The 16,285-nt window shown below is 48.9% G+C and carries 15 protein-coding genes and 1 other annotated feature (1 of these 16 running past the window's edge); of the genes, 13 read left to right on the forward strand and 2 right to left on the reverse strand.

Annotated features, from left to right (window positions below; genetic code table 11):
* Positions 1–27 (forward strand) — a binding site (T-box leader); it begins 209 nt to the left of the window's first position.
* A 104-nt stretch (positions 28–131) separates the two neighbouring features.
* From pheS to udk, 4 genes are all read left to right on the forward strand, one after another.
* Positions 132–1,181 carry a phenylalanine--tRNA ligase subunit alpha gene (gene pheS / locus EKM94_RS09615; RefSeq protein WP_164511186.1) on the forward strand — a complete coding sequence of 350 codons (1,050 nt, stop codon included), beginning with the start codon at positions 132–134 and terminating at the stop codon, positions 1,179–1,181.
* Positions 1,182–1,183: 2 nt separating this feature from the next.
* Complete coding sequence (pheT, locus tag EKM94_RS09620) at positions 1,184–3,598, forward strand: phenylalanine--tRNA ligase subunit beta (RefSeq protein ID WP_125601058.1); 2,415 nt, start codon at positions 1,184–1,186, stop codon at positions 3,596–3,598.
* 204 nt (positions 3,599–3,802) lie between these two features.
* Positions 3,803–4,900: an endolytic transglycosylase MltG gene (gene mltG, locus EKM94_RS09625; RefSeq protein WP_125601170.1), complete on the forward strand. Its 1,098-nt coding sequence runs from the start codon at positions 3,803–3,805 to the stop codon at positions 4,898–4,900.
* 78 nt (positions 4,901–4,978) lie between these two features.
* Positions 4,979–5,614, forward strand: a complete 636-nt coding sequence (gene udk, locus EKM94_RS09630; RefSeq protein WP_379861806.1) for a uridine kinase — start codon at positions 4,979–4,981, stop codon at positions 5,612–5,614.
* A gap of 94 nt (positions 5,615–5,708) precedes the next feature.
* On the opposite strand, the gene EKM94_RS12465 is transcribed toward udk, so the two are convergent.
* Positions 5,709–5,858, reverse strand: coding sequence for a hypothetical protein (locus EKM94_RS12465; RefSeq protein WP_164511187.1), 150 nt, complete (start codon positions 5,856–5,858; stop codon positions 5,709–5,711).
* A 204-nt stretch (positions 5,859–6,062) separates the two neighbouring features.
* On the opposite strand from EKM94_RS12465, the gene EKM94_RS12875 reads away from it, so the two are divergent.
* From EKM94_RS12875 to EKM94_RS09665, 8 genes are all read left to right on the forward strand, one after another.
* Positions 6,063–6,188, forward strand: coding sequence for a hypothetical protein (locus EKM94_RS12875; protein ID WP_263853251.1), 126 nt, complete (start codon positions 6,063–6,065; stop codon positions 6,186–6,188).
* Between the two features lie 179 nt (positions 6,189–6,367).
* Positions 6,368–6,775 (forward strand): hypothetical protein, encoded by a 408-nt coding sequence (locus EKM94_RS09635; protein ID WP_125601064.1) that lies wholly within the window; start codon positions 6,368–6,370, stop codon positions 6,773–6,775.
* A gap of 129 nt (positions 6,776–6,904) precedes the next feature.
* Entirely contained in the window at positions 6,905–7,384 is a 480-nt protein-coding gene (gene greA / locus EKM94_RS09640; RefSeq protein WP_125601067.1) for a transcription elongation factor GreA, read from the forward strand.
* Positions 7,385–7,729: 345 nt separating this feature from the next.
* Positions 7,730–8,476: a cell wall-active antibiotics response protein LiaF gene (gene liaF / locus EKM94_RS09645; RefSeq protein WP_164511188.1), complete on the forward strand. Its 747-nt coding sequence runs from the start codon at positions 7,730–7,732 to the stop codon at positions 8,474–8,476.
* Entirely contained in the window at positions 8,473–9,546 is a 1,074-nt protein-coding gene (locus tag EKM94_RS09650) for a sensor histidine kinase (RefSeq protein ID WP_125601073.1), read from the forward strand. Before liaF ends, EKM94_RS09650 begins: the two co-directional genes overlap by 4 nt.
* Positions 9,539–10,171, forward strand: coding sequence for a response regulator transcription factor (locus EKM94_RS09655; protein WP_125601076.1), 633 nt, complete (start codon positions 9,539–9,541; stop codon positions 10,169–10,171). Before EKM94_RS09650 ends, EKM94_RS09655 begins: the two co-directional genes overlap by 8 nt.
* A gap of 311 nt (positions 10,172–10,482) precedes the next feature.
* Positions 10,483–10,764 (forward strand): hypothetical protein, encoded by a 282-nt coding sequence (locus EKM94_RS09660; RefSeq protein WP_125601079.1) that lies wholly within the window; start codon positions 10,483–10,485, stop codon positions 10,762–10,764.
* A gap of 198 nt (positions 10,765–10,962) precedes the next feature.
* Positions 10,963–11,253 carry a HesB/YadR/YfhF family protein gene (locus EKM94_RS09665; RefSeq protein WP_125601082.1) on the forward strand — a complete coding sequence of 97 codons (291 nt, stop codon included), beginning with the start codon at positions 10,963–10,965 and terminating at the stop codon, positions 11,251–11,253.
* A gap of 107 nt (positions 11,254–11,360) precedes the next feature.
* On the opposite strand, the gene EKM94_RS09670 is transcribed toward EKM94_RS09665, so the two are convergent.
* Positions 11,361–14,039 (reverse strand): YfhO family protein, encoded by a 2,679-nt coding sequence (locus EKM94_RS09670; RefSeq protein ID WP_125601084.1) that lies wholly within the window; start codon positions 14,037–14,039, stop codon positions 11,361–11,363.
* Positions 14,040–14,153: 114 nt separating this feature from the next.
* On the opposite strand from EKM94_RS09670, the gene EKM94_RS09675 reads away from it, so the two are divergent.
* On the forward strand, positions 14,154–16,259 hold the full coding sequence (locus EKM94_RS09675; RefSeq protein WP_379861800.1) for a peptidoglycan D,D-transpeptidase FtsI family protein: 2,106 nt from the start codon (positions 14,154–14,156) through the stop codon (positions 16,257–16,259).
* Positions 16,260–16,285: the final 26 nt, after the last annotated feature.

The raw sequence follows: 16,285 nt of genomic DNA on the forward strand, positions 1-16,285 counted from the left end.
GTGGTACCGCGATGCCTCGTCCCTTGATTGGGACGAGGTTTTTTGCTGTTTTCTGAACGCGTTTTCAGAAAGAATCGAGACAGTGATTGACGCTTTCAGAATATTTTTTGTAAGAAAAGGGAGGCATTTCCATGGGCTTGAAAGCTAAATTGGAAGAATTGAAAACAAAGGGTCTGGTGGATATTCAAGCGGCTGATGATCAGCGCCAGTTGAATGAGATCAGAGTCAAGTTATTAGGTAAAAAAGGACCATTGACCGAAGTTTTGCGCGGGATGAAGGATCTCAGCGCTGCGGAGCGCCCGCAAGTCGGCGAGTTTGCCAATAAAATCAAGACCGAATTGGCGACCGCGATCGATCAGCAGTTGCAAGTGCTAGACCAAAAGTCGTTGCAACAACGGTTGGCTCACGAAACGGTCGATGTGACCTTACCGGGGCGGCAGGCGCAAGTTGGGACACCGCATATCTTGAATCAGGTGATCGATGATTTGGAAGATTTATTCATCGGTTTGGGCTATGAAGTCATTGATGGGCCTGAGGTGGAAACGGACCATTATAATTTCGAAATGATGAATATCCCCAAGGATCACCCCGCCCGCGATATGCAGGACACCTTTTATATCACGGATGAATTGTTGATGCGGACCCACACATCACCTAACCAGGCCCGCACTTTGGAGACACACGATTTCAGCAAGGGTCCTTTGAAAATGATCAGTCCAGGCCGCGTTTTCCGGCGGGACAATGACGACGCGACCCACTCGCATCAATTCAACCAGATCGAAGGATTGGTGATCGATCATCATGTGACGATGGCCGATTTGAAAGGAACGTTGGAGGTTGTCGCGCGTCATGTTTTCGGTGATGAACGTGAGATTCGTTTGCGCCCAAGTTATTTTCCGTTCACGGAGCCTTCGATCGAGGTCGATATTTCTTGTTTTGCTTGCGGTGGTAAGGGCTGCAGCGTTTGTAAACACACGGGCTGGATCGAAGTTTTAGGCGCGGGGATGGTTCATCCCAATGTTCTGCGCGGCGCCGGTGTTGATCCGGTCGAATTTGGTGGGTTTGCCTTTGGACTGGGACCTGACCGCTTCGCCATGTTGAAATATGGGGTCAATGACATTCGCGAATTCTACCAAAATGATCTGCGCTTTTTGCATCAGTTCCAGCGGGAGGTTAAATAACAATGAAAATTTCATATCAATGGTTGAACCAAATGGTCGATTTACACGGGATCGATCCGCAGAAATTGGCGGATCAAGTCTCCGTGACCGGGATCGAAGTTGCCAGTGTGATCGCGCCAGACGCTGGCCTGAAGAAAATTGTGATCGGCCACATCTTGAGTACCAAACCCCATCCAGATTCCGATCATTTGACCTTGTGTCAAGTTGATCTGGGAGCCGCCGAACCTGTCCAAATTGTTTGTGGCGCACCGAATGTGGCCGCTGATCAGTATGTGATCGTTGCGTTGCCTGGGTCACGGATTGCGGGGAACGTCAAGATCAAACGCGGTAAAATGCGCGGTGAAGCTTCCGAAGGGATGATTTGCAGTCTACAAGAGATCGGGTTCAGTGATAGCGTGGTTCCTAAGGAATTTGCCAATGGAATCTATGTTTTTCCACAGCCGGAGCCAGTGGGTGACGCGGTGTTCCTTTATTTAGGAATGGACGATCGCCTGATCGACTTCGATATTACCCCAAACCGTGCGGATACCCTAGGGATGCATGGCGCGGCTTACGAAGTTGGGGCGATGCTCCACGAGCGACCCCGCTTCCCAGAAGTTAATTTGAACGCCACCGGTTTACCGACCCACGAGCTGATCAAAGTTGACGTTGAGAATCTTGAACTGGTACCGCAATACCTAATGCGCGTCGTCCAAAACGTGACCATCAAGCCTAGTCCTTTGTGGCTGCAAATTCGGCTGTGGAACAATGGCATTCGTCCGATCAATAATGTGGTCGATGTGACGAATTTTGTTTTACTGGAATATGGGCAACCGCTCCATGCGTTCGACTACGATAAGATCCCTAGCAAGCAAATCGTTGTTCGGACCGCTAGAACTGACGAGCAGCTAACCACCCTGGATGACGAAGAATGGACGTTGCGCCCAACCGATTTGGTCATCACTGATGGCACAAAGCCGCTAGCCTTGGCCGGAGTGATGGGCGGACTCGATAGCGAAATCGACGCACAAACGACCAATGTGTTGCTTGAGTCCGCTGTTTTCAATGGGACCGCTATTCGCAAAACCGCGCAGTGGACCAACTTGCACAGTGAGGCGTCGACTCGTTTTGAAAAGGGTATCAATCAAGATGACGTGGGCCAAGCCTTGGATCGCGCCGTGCAACTGCTTTGTGATCTGGCCGACGGAACCGCCAGTGAAGGCACCGTGATTGGGCATCAGGTCTTGCCTGCCGAACCAGAAGTCCTGGTCGATCCCCAGCGGGTCAACCATGTGCTGGGCACTCAGATCAGCGCGGCGGAAATGCGCCAGATCTTGACGGATCTGCAATTCAAGCATCAAGACCAAGGCGATCAAATTCTCGTCACCGTGCCCCGGCGTCGTTGGGACATTAGCATTGAAGCCGATTTGATCGAGGAGATCGCGCGTCTTTATGGCTATGATAAACTCCCCAGCACTTTGCCAACTGGGGTTCAAACGCAAGGCGCCTACAATCACCGCCAGCAACTGATTCGCACCGCGAAACGGAATTTATTGGCCCAAGGCTTGGATGAAGTGATCAGCTATTCCTTGCTGACCGAGCCACAAGCGACCGCCTTTGCCGCGCACGCGCCGGCACCGATCAAGTTAGCGTGGCCCATGACCCAAGACCATGCCTACTTGCGCGAAAATCTGGTTAGTGGTCTGATTTTGGATTTGCAATATAATTTGGCCCGCCATCAAAACAATGTTCAAATTTTCGAACAGGGCAATGTTTTTATTCCTCAGGGCGCCGAAACACAGCCGTTGGAAGTGCCCATGATCGCGGCGCTGTGGAGCGGAGAATTAAGCGAGCCCAGCTGGCTGAACAAACCGCGCGCGGTCGATTTCTATGACGCTAAGGGTGTGGTTGAGGAACTTCTGACGATCCTCGGGGTTCAAGATCAAGTCGTCTACGAAGCGGAAACAGGCTTGAGTGATCTGCATCCAGGCCGGACGGCACGGCTTAAATTGGGTGAAGCCACACTGGGGTTTGTCGGTGAAGTGCATCCCAACGTTCAACATGAACACAATTTGCCGGCTACTTATGTGATGCAACTGGATCTAAGCGTGATTTTGGCGGCGAGCCTGCCAGCGTTAGTTGCGCAACCAGCCGCTAAGTATCCTGCGATCGATCGTGATCTGGCCTTGATTTTGGATCAGCAGGTGACCAACGCGGAAGTTGAAGCGGTGATTACAGCGCAGGCTGGCAAGTATTTGCAAAATGTTCAAATCTTCGACGTCTTTGCTGGCGAGAAGATCGGTCATTTGAAGCGCTCGTTGGCTTATCGGCTCCACTTCCAAAATCCTGCGGCGACTTTGACCGATGATGAGATCAACCAGGCGATGGCCAAGGTGACCCAGGCATTGACGGAGCAATTACACGCTCAAGTTCGTTAGGTTAATTCTTTCAGAAAACATAGTACTTTCTCTGCTTGGTTTTCAGACAAATACTAATTTAATAAAAATTGGTAAAAAAAAGGGTGCAATGGCGCCCTTTTTGGTATAATGGGGCAAGAATGTTTTTAGAGGAGGGCATCTACCTTGGCTTTTCACCATTCCCAAGATAAACAGGAGTCACCACAGCCTGAAGGTCCCGCGTTGATGCAGGAGAAGAAAGCACGCCACAATGCTGAGAAAAGGGCAGCCAGCCGGATCGCTTATTGGATCGTGGGCATTATTTCGATTTTAGTGATCGTGATTGCGTTTATGGGGTATCGTTATATCCACACCTCACTAGAACCGCTCAATCGTGCGGACAAAACCAAAGTTGAGATCAAGATCCCGATCGGTTCCAGTAATAAGCAGATTGCCGCCAAGCTTCAAAATAAAAAAGTCATTAAGAGTGCAGCCGTGTTCAGTTACTATGTCAAGGCGCATAATTATACTGATTTTCAGGCGGGAGAATATTCCCTGAGTCCATCAATGACGTTGGATCAGATCATTACCCAGTTGCAAAAAGGCCATTCGGAGCGGAAAGTGATCGCGAAAGTCCTGGTCAAAGAAGGGGTAACTGTCGAAGAAATCGGAACGGCAATTGGTAAGAACACCAAATGGACCAAGAAACAATTTCTATCCTTGATGAAGAATGACAGCTATTTACAAGATCTAGCGAAGAAATATCCTGATTTGATGGGATCTGCCATGGCGGCCAAGGGCGTTCGTTATCGGTTGGAAGGTTACTTGTTCCCATTGACCTATAGTATTTATCAAGGGGATACCTTGAAGAGTACTGTCACGGCAATGGTCAAAGCGACCAACGATCGGTTAGCGCCGTATTACGCGACCCTCAAACAAAATGATATGACCGTTCAAGAGTTGCTGACCTTGGCTTCGTTGGTTGAGCGTGAAGGGGTCAAGGAAACCGACCGCAAGAAAATCGCGGGGGTCTTTTTGAACCGTTTAGCAATCGACATGCCGCTGCAATCTGATATTTCGGTGATGTATGCCTTGAATACCCACAAAGAGTCTTTGACAAATGAAGATACATCGGTGGACTCGCCATATAACTTGTATATCAACAAGGGGTATGGGCCGGGACCTTTCAACTCGCCAAGTTTGCAGTCGATCCAAGCGGTGTTAGAACCTAGCGATCGTGATCAGAATTATTTGTACTTCGTGGCCAACTTGAAGACTGGGAAAGTTTACTACTCAGTCACCTATGACGAGCATTTGGCTAGGAATGCCAGTCTCGATCAGTAATCACAGTTCGTGTCGCTCCGTACTCGTTTTATTTTGTTAAAAAATTTCGCGTAAAAAGTTAAAGTGAGGCGTCCCATGTTGCAAAAGCCAGTTATCATTGGCGTTACCGGAGGTTCTGGTAGCGGCAAGACTACGGTTAGTCAGAAAATTTTCGAAAGTGTTGCCGGTCATTCTGTCGCCATGTTGCAGCAAGATGCCTATTATAAATATTCACCGTTACCCTTAGCCCAGCGTCAACAAATCAATTTTGACCATCCCTTGGCTTTTGATAATGACCTACTCTTGGCTCATTTACAGACGCTGCTGCGGCGGGAACCGGTCGATGTACCTTTGTATGATTATGAGATCTACAATCCCTCGGAACAAACGCGACACCAAGAGGCGCGGGATGTGATTATCGTTGAAGGCATCCTGATCCTGGATGATCCGCGGATTCGTGATTTGATGGATATCAAAGTTTACGTTGACACTGATGATGACATTCGCTTGTTACGTCGGGTCGAACGGGACATTCATGAGCGCGGGCGGAGTGTCGACAGCGTTTTCGCCCAATATATCAAAACGGTCAAGCCCACCTACCACCAATTCGTTGAGCCGACCAAGCGTTATGCGGATGTGATTATTCCAGAAGGTGGACAGAACAGCGTGGCGATCGATTTACTCGTGACCAAGGTGCGTTCGGTCATCAATCAATCGAAATTAGCAAATAAGTGAGTGAAAAAGTGATGTGACCGGCCGGAATTTACGGCTGGTCCATCGCTTTTTGCGATTGGGTTTCTATTCTTGGATTTGTGTTTGATTGCAGGTTTTAGGTGGGTGTTGTGCGTGAGCGCAACCGGGTCGGGCCATTTGTGCGGCTGGAACGCAGTGGGCGTCGTTTTGAGCCAATCCGAAACCCACGGCTTGTCTCAAAATCGAGCCTTATTCTAAGCGGCAAAGCCGCAAAGAATAATTTCACCGCTGAGCCGCATGGCCCGACCCGGTTGCTAGGCAGAATTGAGCCTATCTGCAGTCGAAGCTGTGTATTTAACGAAGCGCTTTTGCGAGGTAGCGGTCAAAACGATCGCCCACTTTTGAGGTGGTACGACAATGCCAACGGTCGGTGCTTGATTGCAGGTGTTGATGGGGATAGTGTGGACGCAACCGCCTCAGGACGTTTGTCGTGGCTGGAACGCGGTGGGCGTCGTTTGAAGCCAATCCGCAAAGTGCGCGGCTTGTCTTCAAATCGAGCCTTATTCTAAGCGATAAATCGCTAAGAATAATCTCACCGCCGAGCCACACGTCCTGAGGTAGGCAGAATTGAGCCTATCTGCAATCGAAGTTGGATATCTGACGAAGTGGTTTTGCAAGCTAGAGGTCAAAGCAATCGCCCCTTTTGAGGTGGTACGGTAACACCAACGGGTTCGGATTAGGAAGTCAGGACATTTTGCGTAGGCCAAACATCTCTACTCGTTTCCTGAACAATTCTTGGGTGAAGAACGACCGATTCAGTTAATTCAGAAAAATCTTGTCCTAGTTCAGCAGACAGACTGCACTGATGTCACCAATTTAAAGATTGTAACCACTGACCATGGTCGTCAATTGCGCGGCTCTCCATCAATTGGCGATAGTTTGCTGGTCGGCGGGAGTGCTCAAACGGCTGTTAAAACGTTGAGCGGCTGGAGCGGAGAAATTCGGGGTGAGATCGCCGTGAAATTGTCCTTGGCGGCTCTGCCGCTTAGGACAAGGCCTGATTTTGAGACAAGCCGCGCACTTTGCGGATTGGCTCAAAACAGCGCCCACAGCGAGCTCACCCCGAATTTCGCAGCGCAAGCTGCGGCCAACCTACCTTGGTTAGGCCCAATACACGCTCACACCAAGCAAATTTCCCAGTAGCAAACTGCCATCCGCCAACCAAGACAATCAGGTTTTTGTTTTTTTGATTGACAAAGCGAGGGCAAACACATATCATATTGTCTTGTACACAAAAGTAATTCGTGAAATAATTATTCAGAGGTGTTTTGAATGGCCGAGAAATCATTCCCAATGACGGCTGAGGGAAAAGCAAACATAGAAAAAGAATTGGAAACATTAAAGACAGTTAAACGTCAAGAAATCATTGAACGGATCAAAGTTGCCCGCGGCTTTGGCGACTTGTCAGAGAATTCCGAGTATGAATCAGCAAAAGACGAACAAAGTACCAACGAAACGCGCATCAGTTTGTTAGAAGAACAACTGCGCTATTCCAAGGTCGTTGATGCTAGTGACACTGCACCGGACGAAGTTGCCATTGGCAAGAAGGTGACGTTTGTGGAAGACGGCGAAGACGACGCAGAGTCATATTCGATCGTGGGTTCTGCCGAATCCGATCCCATGGCCGGCAAGATCAGCAATGATTCGCCAATTGCGCGAGCACTGATCGGCAAGAAAATTGGTGACATCGTTGATATTCAAACGCCAGGCGGATCATTCGCAGTCAAAATCACGGCGGTAGAATCACTCTAAACCGATATTTCTCCGCAAGTCGCAGTTCTGAAAACTGAGTCAAAATCGCTGGCTCAGTTTTTTAATGAGACCGCAAGCGCAAAAAGGCGCAAAAATCTCTACCTAGACGATAATCGGGTTGCTGGTTTTTATTTTTCCTTGTTAGATGTTCGCTACATCTAGCAAGGATTTTTCTTTTACCCGCTTTGTTTGCTCTGCAGGAATCTTATCGATGATCCTTAATATTTTTTTGGACGCTAGGACTTACGGCGGGGCTGAGTCAACTCGATATTCAGACTTAAGACAGATGGCGACGGTCGCCAAAATTGTTATAATTGAAGCATTAAGATGAAGAGAGGACTAAGCATGCGCAAGTTTTTGCCCTTTATGGGTGTGATCCTGGTGGCGACCTTGATTATGTTGGGTTGGCAGATCTTCAGCACCCCGCAATCGATTGTTTTCCTCACGATCGGTATCATTTTAGCGCTGATCGTGAATCGTCGCCGGCAAAAAGGCAAGGAACGTAACTCTGTTTTGAAGGTAATTGCCGGGATTTCCATCGGTGTCAGTGTGGCGAGCCACCAGTCCTTTTGGCTATTGCTGTTTTTGACTTTGGTTTTTCTGATGCTACTATTCCCCACAGTCTTGGGGAAGCCTGATCATTTCTTCTGGCGTAAAAAGAAGTATACGGCGCCGCAGGTCGATCCGGACGTGGATGGCGCAGTTCCTGATCACGAATGGCAAATGACGACAAATCGGTGGTGGGGCGACCAAAACATTGGTAAGCAGGTCTATCAATGGCATGATATCAACTTGAAAGAGCTGGGTGGCGACACGATCATTGATTTAGGCAATACACTTTTGCCCACCGATCGGGAGAATGTGGTCATCATTCAGAAAGGCTTCGGCAATACGCGGGTCCTAGTTCCCTTTGGCACCGCAGTCTATTTGGAGCACTCGGTTTTCGTCGGTGATGTTAAATTTTCCGACCAGATCCATCAGTTGAAAAATCAGACGCTGCGGGTCAAAACCCCGGATTATCAAGAGAGCGAACGGCGGATTCGCATCGTCACCAGTTGCTTGATCGGTGATTTGGAGGTGGTCTACGTATGACCACTCGCAAACGAAGCATTTGGATCTTTACCCTGACAACGATGGGAAGTTTGCTCTTTTTCCTAGCACCGCTAAGCTTAATGGCCTATCGCGCCGGTGACCTAAATCTGTTGATCAAAGGGTTGACCGATCGGATCGTCTCGGTGCCGGTCATTGCCTATGTGATCATTGGCGCCGCCTTGTTCGGGATCCTGATCGTCGCGATCGTGAACTTGTCGGTGCGGCAGTTGGAGCGACGACAACTGCGACAGATCGAGCAGATCATGGAAGGGACCTATCGCCAAGGGCAGGGGGTCCGGCCCGTCAATCACGATGATTCGGCGGATGATCAGTTGACCGCCAGTTATGATCAATTAAATGAGAAAATCGTGAGTTTGCAGCAAGAGTTGCAAACTTTTTCCAGTCAACCTTTGCGCTTTGATGGTGAGACACGGGAACAAATTCTCGAGGGTGAACGCCATCGGCTGGCGCGCGAATTGCACGATTCTGTGTCGCAACAGCTTTTTGCGGCGATGATGATGCTTTCCGCGTTAAGTGAAACTGCCCAGCAGATCGATTTGGACCCGAATTATCAGCAAATGATCATGCGAATTGAGAAAGTGATCAATGAAGCCCAGTCAGAAATGCGGGCGCTTTTGTTGCATCTACGGCCGACTAATTTGGAAGGACGTTCGCTCAAAGACGGCATTATCTCGCTACTGAAAGAACTCCAAACGAAAATAAAAATCAAAATCACTTGGGAAATGGATGATGTTCGGTTAAAATCAGGAGTAGAGGATAATCTCTTTCGAATTGTCCAAGAGTTGTTGTCCAATACATTACGCCATGCCCACGCTGACCAGATGCAAGTTTATTTAAAGCAAGTTAATCAAAATGTCCTCCTCCGAGTTGTTGACAATGGGGTCGGTTTTGATATGGCGCAACAAGAAAACGCGGGTAGTTATGGCTTGTCCAATATTCGCGAGCGCGCCGAGTCCGTTGGCGGTTCAGTCCGGACAATCAGTTTCAAAAACGAAGGAACCAGTGTGGAAGTGCGGGTCCCGATTGTAATGGAGGAAAATCATGATTAAAGTTTTGATAGTTGATGATCACGAAATGGTCCGTTTAGGGATCTCGTCGTATCTTTCGATCCAGTCGGATATTGAAGTTATCGGTGAGGCAGTCAATGGGCGCGAAGGCCTGGAGAAGGCGCTGACCCTGCGTCCCGACGCGATTTTAATGGACGTGGTCATGCCAGAGATGGATGGGATCGAAGCGACAAAAGAGATCCTGAAACAGTGGCCCCAAGCGAAGATTATCATCTTGACAAGCTTCATTGATGACGAGAAAGTTTATCCAGCAATCGAAGCTGGTGCCGCAAGCTATATTCTGAAAACTTCCACCGCCGCCGAGATCGCCCAAGCAATCCGTGCGACCGCGAAAGGCGAGTCAGTTTTGGAACCAGAAGTCACCACGAAAATGATGAACCGGATGTCACAGAAGAGCCAACCGCAATTATACGAAGACTTGACCGCTCGGGAACGGGAAGTCCTGATGTTGATCGCCAAAGGAAAAAGCAACAAGGAAATCGCTGATGAGTTGTTCATTACCCTGAAAACGGTCAAGACCCATGTGTCCAACATTCTGGCCAAGCTCCAAGTGGAGGATCGGACCCAAGCCGCGATTTATGCGTTCAAGCATAAGTTGGTGCAATGATTTACCCTTATATTGTTAATTGTTAATTTTTAATTTGTAAGACGAACAACGGCTGCCACGGCGCCGTTTTTTTGTTTTCTGCGGCTAATTGCAAGTTTTGGTGAATATTGCGGGTGAGCGTAGCCGGTTGGACAGAATTGAGCCTGGCTGTAATTGAAGTTGTGTTTTGGCAAGCCAGAGGACAAACAATTACCCACTTTTAAAGTGGTCTGGCATACCAACGGGTTTAGATCAGGAGGCAGGTGCATTTCGAGTAGTCCAACGGATTTATCTCACTTAAAAGAATTGGAGTCGGAAACCGATCAATTAAGTTGATTCATAAAGATCATGTGCAAGTCCATCAAGCAGACTGCACCGTTGTCACCAATTTAAGGATTGCCACTGCTAACCACGATCATCAGTTTAGTGGCTCCACATCAATTGGACATAGCCAGCCCGTTGGCGTGAGTGCTCAAGCGAATCAGATAACGTTGAGCGGCTGGAGCGGAGAAATTCGGGGTGAGATCGCCGTGAAATTGTCCTTGGCGGCTGTGCCGCTTAGGACAAGGCTCAGCTTTGAGATTTTCGGTGCCCTTCCGAAAAGCTCAAAGTGACGCCCACAGCGAGCTCACCCCGAATTTTGCAGCGCAAGCCGCGGCCATCATACTTTTGTCTGCGAAGTGTAGCATTCCACCAACATCCAGCGCAGAGAAGCTCTCCCATTTTTTGAGGAAAAGAAGCCAGCAGTTTGGTTGCTTTTTCGAAATAAATTGTCTACAATCAAAGCAAATGAGCAAACTTGGAGGAAACTGATGAAGATCACGATTGACAACCACTCGATCGATTGGTTCAAAGAAGAATTTACGATCGGTGCGGGGCAAGGCATCCATTTGTTTGGTAAGGTCTATGGGAAGACAACGATCCACGATGGCTTTTCCGTGGGAATCGAGCTGGCGCCGTTAGCTAACGTGCGTGATCAGTTTGAACAAGATGGACTGACGCTGTTTACTGAAAAGCAAGATGAGTGGTTCTTCGCGGACCACGATTTGGCGATCAAGTTCAATGACAGTTTGCAAGAACCTGAATATTTCTTCGCGGAATAGCCGCGCCGTAATTTTGTCAGGCGCCGCTAGCGTTATTGACCAACAAAAAACTGACCCACCGAATTAGGTGAGTCAGTTTTTTTAATGCTTTGGTAGTTTAGGAGTGGTCATTTGAACCGCCGTCGTTTGCTCAATACGCTGGGCCAGAACCAAACGATCAAGGTGATCAAGATGAAGCCCCCTGTGCTCAGCCAGCCTTGGCGCCAACCGTCAGGCCGAAAGCGTAGACTGATCTGGTGGGTCCCGGGACTCAATTTCGCCCCAATAAAAGTTTGCAGAACTGTGGTGGTGGCCTGGCGCTGACCATCAACCGTTAGTTGCCAACCTTGATTGGCTGGAATCGTGGTCATTAAGATTTGTCCTTTTTTCAGAGTCACCTGCGCTTGGACTTGGTCACCGTTCAGGGTCACCTTTTTGGCGTCGCCTTGTTTAAGTTGCTTAAATTTCTGGTCGAGCCGCTTTTGATTCAATTGATACAATTCCAGGTGTTGAATCCAAACTGAGTTCTTCTTCAGGGTCATCACGATCTTGATCGTCTTGCCAATGTCCCTCCGAGCGACGTTTAGCATGATCGTGTCGCGAAAGTTCTCGTCAATTGGCACATTCTCACCGTCAACGGTCAGGCTAATGGCATCCTTGTCGACGCTGCTGCCCAAAGCTAGGTAGTAGGAATCGTTGGTCATCGCCTTGAAGGTGTAGGTGACCGTCCCAGGTAAGGCCGCCACTTTCTTGGTGTAGGTCGCCGCGGTGTTGGGCAGATCACGTTGAATATTTTTCAAGGTGATTTTGTCAAAATTAGTCTGACTGTAGAGAGCAAGATAATCCTGCTCGCCTAGGGCATCACTGACCAGTTTCTCTTGATTGAGAACAGGTTGACTGATGCCCAACTTGGTGGTCAGGAGGCTCTGATTCGCGGCAAACAGCAGGTTCAAGGCGTTGGGATTATTACGGATCGTGATCAAGCCGTCGTTCTTCTCGCTGGGATAGTTGAAAACATCCGGACGATAGGAAGTTGTCGTTAAACCGGAATTCAAGTCACTGAGTTGTGAAAGCAGCGCGGGGTCAGGCGAATTGTTGGTCAACCAAGTTTGAAAGCCCAAGAAATTATCGGTGACTTGGGTACCGAATTTGTAGTTAACGAAATTATCCCCGGCAGCTTGACCGATTTTGTCATAAAAGCGACCAATGATCGGGTTCAACATTGAGTTGAAATGGTCACCGCCATTGATGCTAAATTGCATTGGGTCATCATTGTCTCGATTGAAAGTTCGTCCGGTCCGTTGATTGGCCACTTTCTGTTGGTCTGCCTTGGCCAAACTTTGGCGAACCACGTTGGTGTAGTTCCAATATTCAGTTTGCTTGGTGTAGGAAATTTGCTCCAGGGAGGCTTGGTAGTTGGTCAGGACTTCACCAATCAAGACCAGACTCATCACCGCCAGTAGCAGGCGATGGTGGCGGTGATTGAAATACAGGAGTACCAAGGCGAAACTTGCGATCGTGAAGAAACCAGTCAGACCAAGGTTGACATCGGTCAAGTAGGCGACATCGCCTCTGATGACGATCAACGTGATCAACCAAGCGCTGAGTAGGCCCCCAACCACGATAAATTGCCAAAGTCGAGGCTGTTTGACCTGTGTTAAAACCTCGGCCGCCAAGAGAATCAGCCAAGCGCTAAAGATAAAACTAAACCGAGAGGGGTACCAAACGGGAAATTGCCCGCCATGCCAGAGCAGATCCAAGGGTTCCAACATGAACGAAAGCAGTAAGAAGATAGTCACACCACCAGCCAACGCGCGTTGCTTGACGGAGAATTCCCGGGCGGTCCAGAACAACAAAGCCAAGATCAGGACCAGACTGCCGGTAAAGATATTCGCTTGGCCGGAAGACATTTGGTCAAAGCTGTAACTACCCAGACTAAGCTTGGGTAGTAGGGAAATCGGACTGAACTCCCAGGACCAATCCCAATGGACCGCGTTGTAGGTTGCCTTAGTGGTTTGCAATTCCCGCCAAGTCGGCCACAAAAGCCAGGCATTCAAGCCAGCGGCCAGAATCGAACTCCCGGCGAAACGCCAAACCCGCGGCCAAATTTGTTGGCGCCATTTTGTGCGCAACAGCATGAGATAGGCGAAATAAATCAGGCTGAATAGGCAGAGCATATAGCCAATGTAATAATTGGTCAAAATCGCCAAACTCAACCAAATCAGATAACCACGCCATTGTAAGTGGTCAACTAGCCGTTCCAGACTCAAGAGGATCAGTGGCAGCAACATCACGCCTTCCAGCCACATGATATTCAGTTGATAGGCGGTGTTATAGCCACAAAGCGCATAAGCGGTACTGAGCGCCAAGGCTAGGCTAGGTTGAACTGAACGCGTTCGTTTTTGCAGGTAGTAAAACATGGTTAGACCACAAGTGCCTAATTTCAGGGCGGTCATCAACCAAACGCCCACCGTGATCCACTTGCCTGGGGTCAACAAGAGAATCAAATTGAACGGACTGATCAAGTAATAGGCCCAAGTACCCAGCATCGCGCCGCCAAGACTATTGTTGAAGCTATAGAGAAATTCGTGGGGGTGACCAAGCAGGACTCGGCGGACATAGGCATAGAAATCAATATATTCTTGACCAAGATCGGTGGTTAAGATCGAGGAAGAGCCAAAGGGGAACGCGCCTTTGATCGCGAAGTAAATGAGAACCGTTATGAACGGAATCAAGGCGCTAAGCCAATAATACCAAAGCGCGGTCGGTCTTTTTTTGATGGTGGTGCGGGTCAAGCGGACATCCATGGATCGATTCCTCCAAATTTGTAAGAAAAGTGAAAATCTGCCGGGAAGTTTTGTCAGTCCCAGCTTTTTTTGTTAGAATGGGCTAGTACACGGAAAGGGGGACGCACATCCATGATGCGTCGTCAACGAACTCGGAAGGCAAAGCCGAAAACTTCTTCTTTGAGGTTTCGGCTCAATTTATTATTCTTTATTGCGTTCCTACTCTTAGCTATTTTAGTCGCTCAACTAGGGTATTTGCAAATCGTCTTCGGCGACAAGTTCGAAGCGGAAGTCGAGCGGACGGACAAAACCGTCATCTCAGGCAATGTTCCCCGGGGCATGATCTACGATACGAAGGGACGTGTTCTGGTGGGAAATGAGGCCCAGAACGCGATCACCTACACCAAGGGCATCAACGTTAAAAGCGAGGAAATGCTCAGCGTGGCTCGCAAGCTTAGTCAGTACTTGACCGTGCCTGAGACCACTTTGCAGGCGTCGGCGTTAGCGGATTACTATTTGGCTAGCACCGCACACTATCAGTCGGTTTTAACGAAATTACCGAAGAACCAGCGTGTCAACAGTGCTGGTGACTCCTTAGCTGAGAATAAACTATACCATAATGCGAGTCAATATGTGCAGGCGAACGTTAAGCAAGACTTAACGCCTGCTCAGCGTCAAGTGGCGATCATTTATACGAAAATGGCGGCTGCTTATCAACTCTCCACTGTTTTCATCAAGAACCAAGCGGTGACAGCGACAGAGGTGGCCGAGATCGGTGAACATCTATCTGATTTGCCGGGGATCGCGGTGGGGACCAATTGGCAACGAGAATATCCTAATGGCGATTCGATCCGGAGTATTCTGGGCAATGTCACCACGGAACAACAAGGTTTGCCAGAAGATAGTTTGGATAGCATGTTGGCGTCGGGATATTCTCGCAATGACCGCGTCGGCAATAGCTACTTGGAGAAGCAGTACGAATCGATCTTGCGCGGCACGAAATCCCAGACTGAGGTTGAAGTCAGCAATTCGAACCAAATTCTTAATAGTGTCTCCGCGTATTCTGGCCAAAAAGGTTCAGATTTGAATTTGACGATCGATTCCGCCTATCAAACCAAAGTGGAAGCCGAATTAGCGAAAGTTTATGCCTCGGCGAAGACGGCTGGCGATACCCAATATTCTGACGGCGCCTATGCGGTGGCGATGGATCCGAACACAGGTGCAATCAAGGCGATCGCGGGGATCCAGAATGACCCGAAGACCGGCAAGACCACTGATGATGCGTTAGGCGTGATCAATCGGACTTTTGTCATGGGGTCCTCGATCAAGGCAGCCATGGTGCTGGGTGCGTTGCAAAAAGGCGTGATCAGTGTTGATAACAATACGATTGCTGATACACCGCTTTACTTACCCGCGACACCAATCAAGAAGTCAGTCTATCCAGTGGGGACATTCAGCAGTTTGAACGCAGTTTCCGCTTTGGAAGTCTCCTCGAACATCTACATGATGTGGCTGGCGATGCGTGAGGCCAATGCGGTTTACACCCCGCATTCCTACATCAAAATGAAAAACGACAATATTTTCCAAGATATGCGTAATAATTTCCAACAGTATGGACTTGGCTATAAAACAGGAATCGATCTACCTGGTGAAATCGACGGTTATCTGGGGACGACCAAGGTGAACGGCCAGCTGAAAAGTGGTTCTGTGCTCGACTTGAGTTACGGTAACTACGATGCTTATACCTTGATCCAAATGATTCAGTATATTTCGACTGTGGCCAACGGTGGTTATCGGATGGAACCTTACGTCGTTGACTCCGTGCAAAAGACGACCGATGCAGGCAAAATCAAGACTACCACTTATCAGCGTCAACCATTGGTGCTAAATCGCGTCGACGTCACGAACGGACAATTAGCCTTGGTCAAGCAAGGGTTGTACAACGTGGTTCATGGGACCAACGCTTGGGGCACGGCGCACGCGTTGAAAGACGTGACACCAGCGATTGCCGCCAAAACCGGAACAGCTCAATCCTTCTACTATGATCCCACTAATCCTACTAATGCTAATCCACCGGAAACAACCACACTGAGTTTCGTCGGGTACGCACCGGCGGATAAGCCGAAAGTGGCCATCGCGATTGTCTTTCCAAACTTGAGCACCAGCTCCAAGGGGGGTTACAACACCACCTTGGCGAAGGCGATGATCGAGGATTATTTCAAGATTGAAGGAAATAATTGAGATTTTTTTCAAGGATCCGGATTCTT

It is taken from the genome of Lapidilactobacillus achengensis (assembly GCF_003946655.1).
Lineage (GTDB): Bacteria > Bacillota > Bacilli > Lactobacillales > Lactobacillaceae > Lapidilactobacillus > Lapidilactobacillus achengensis.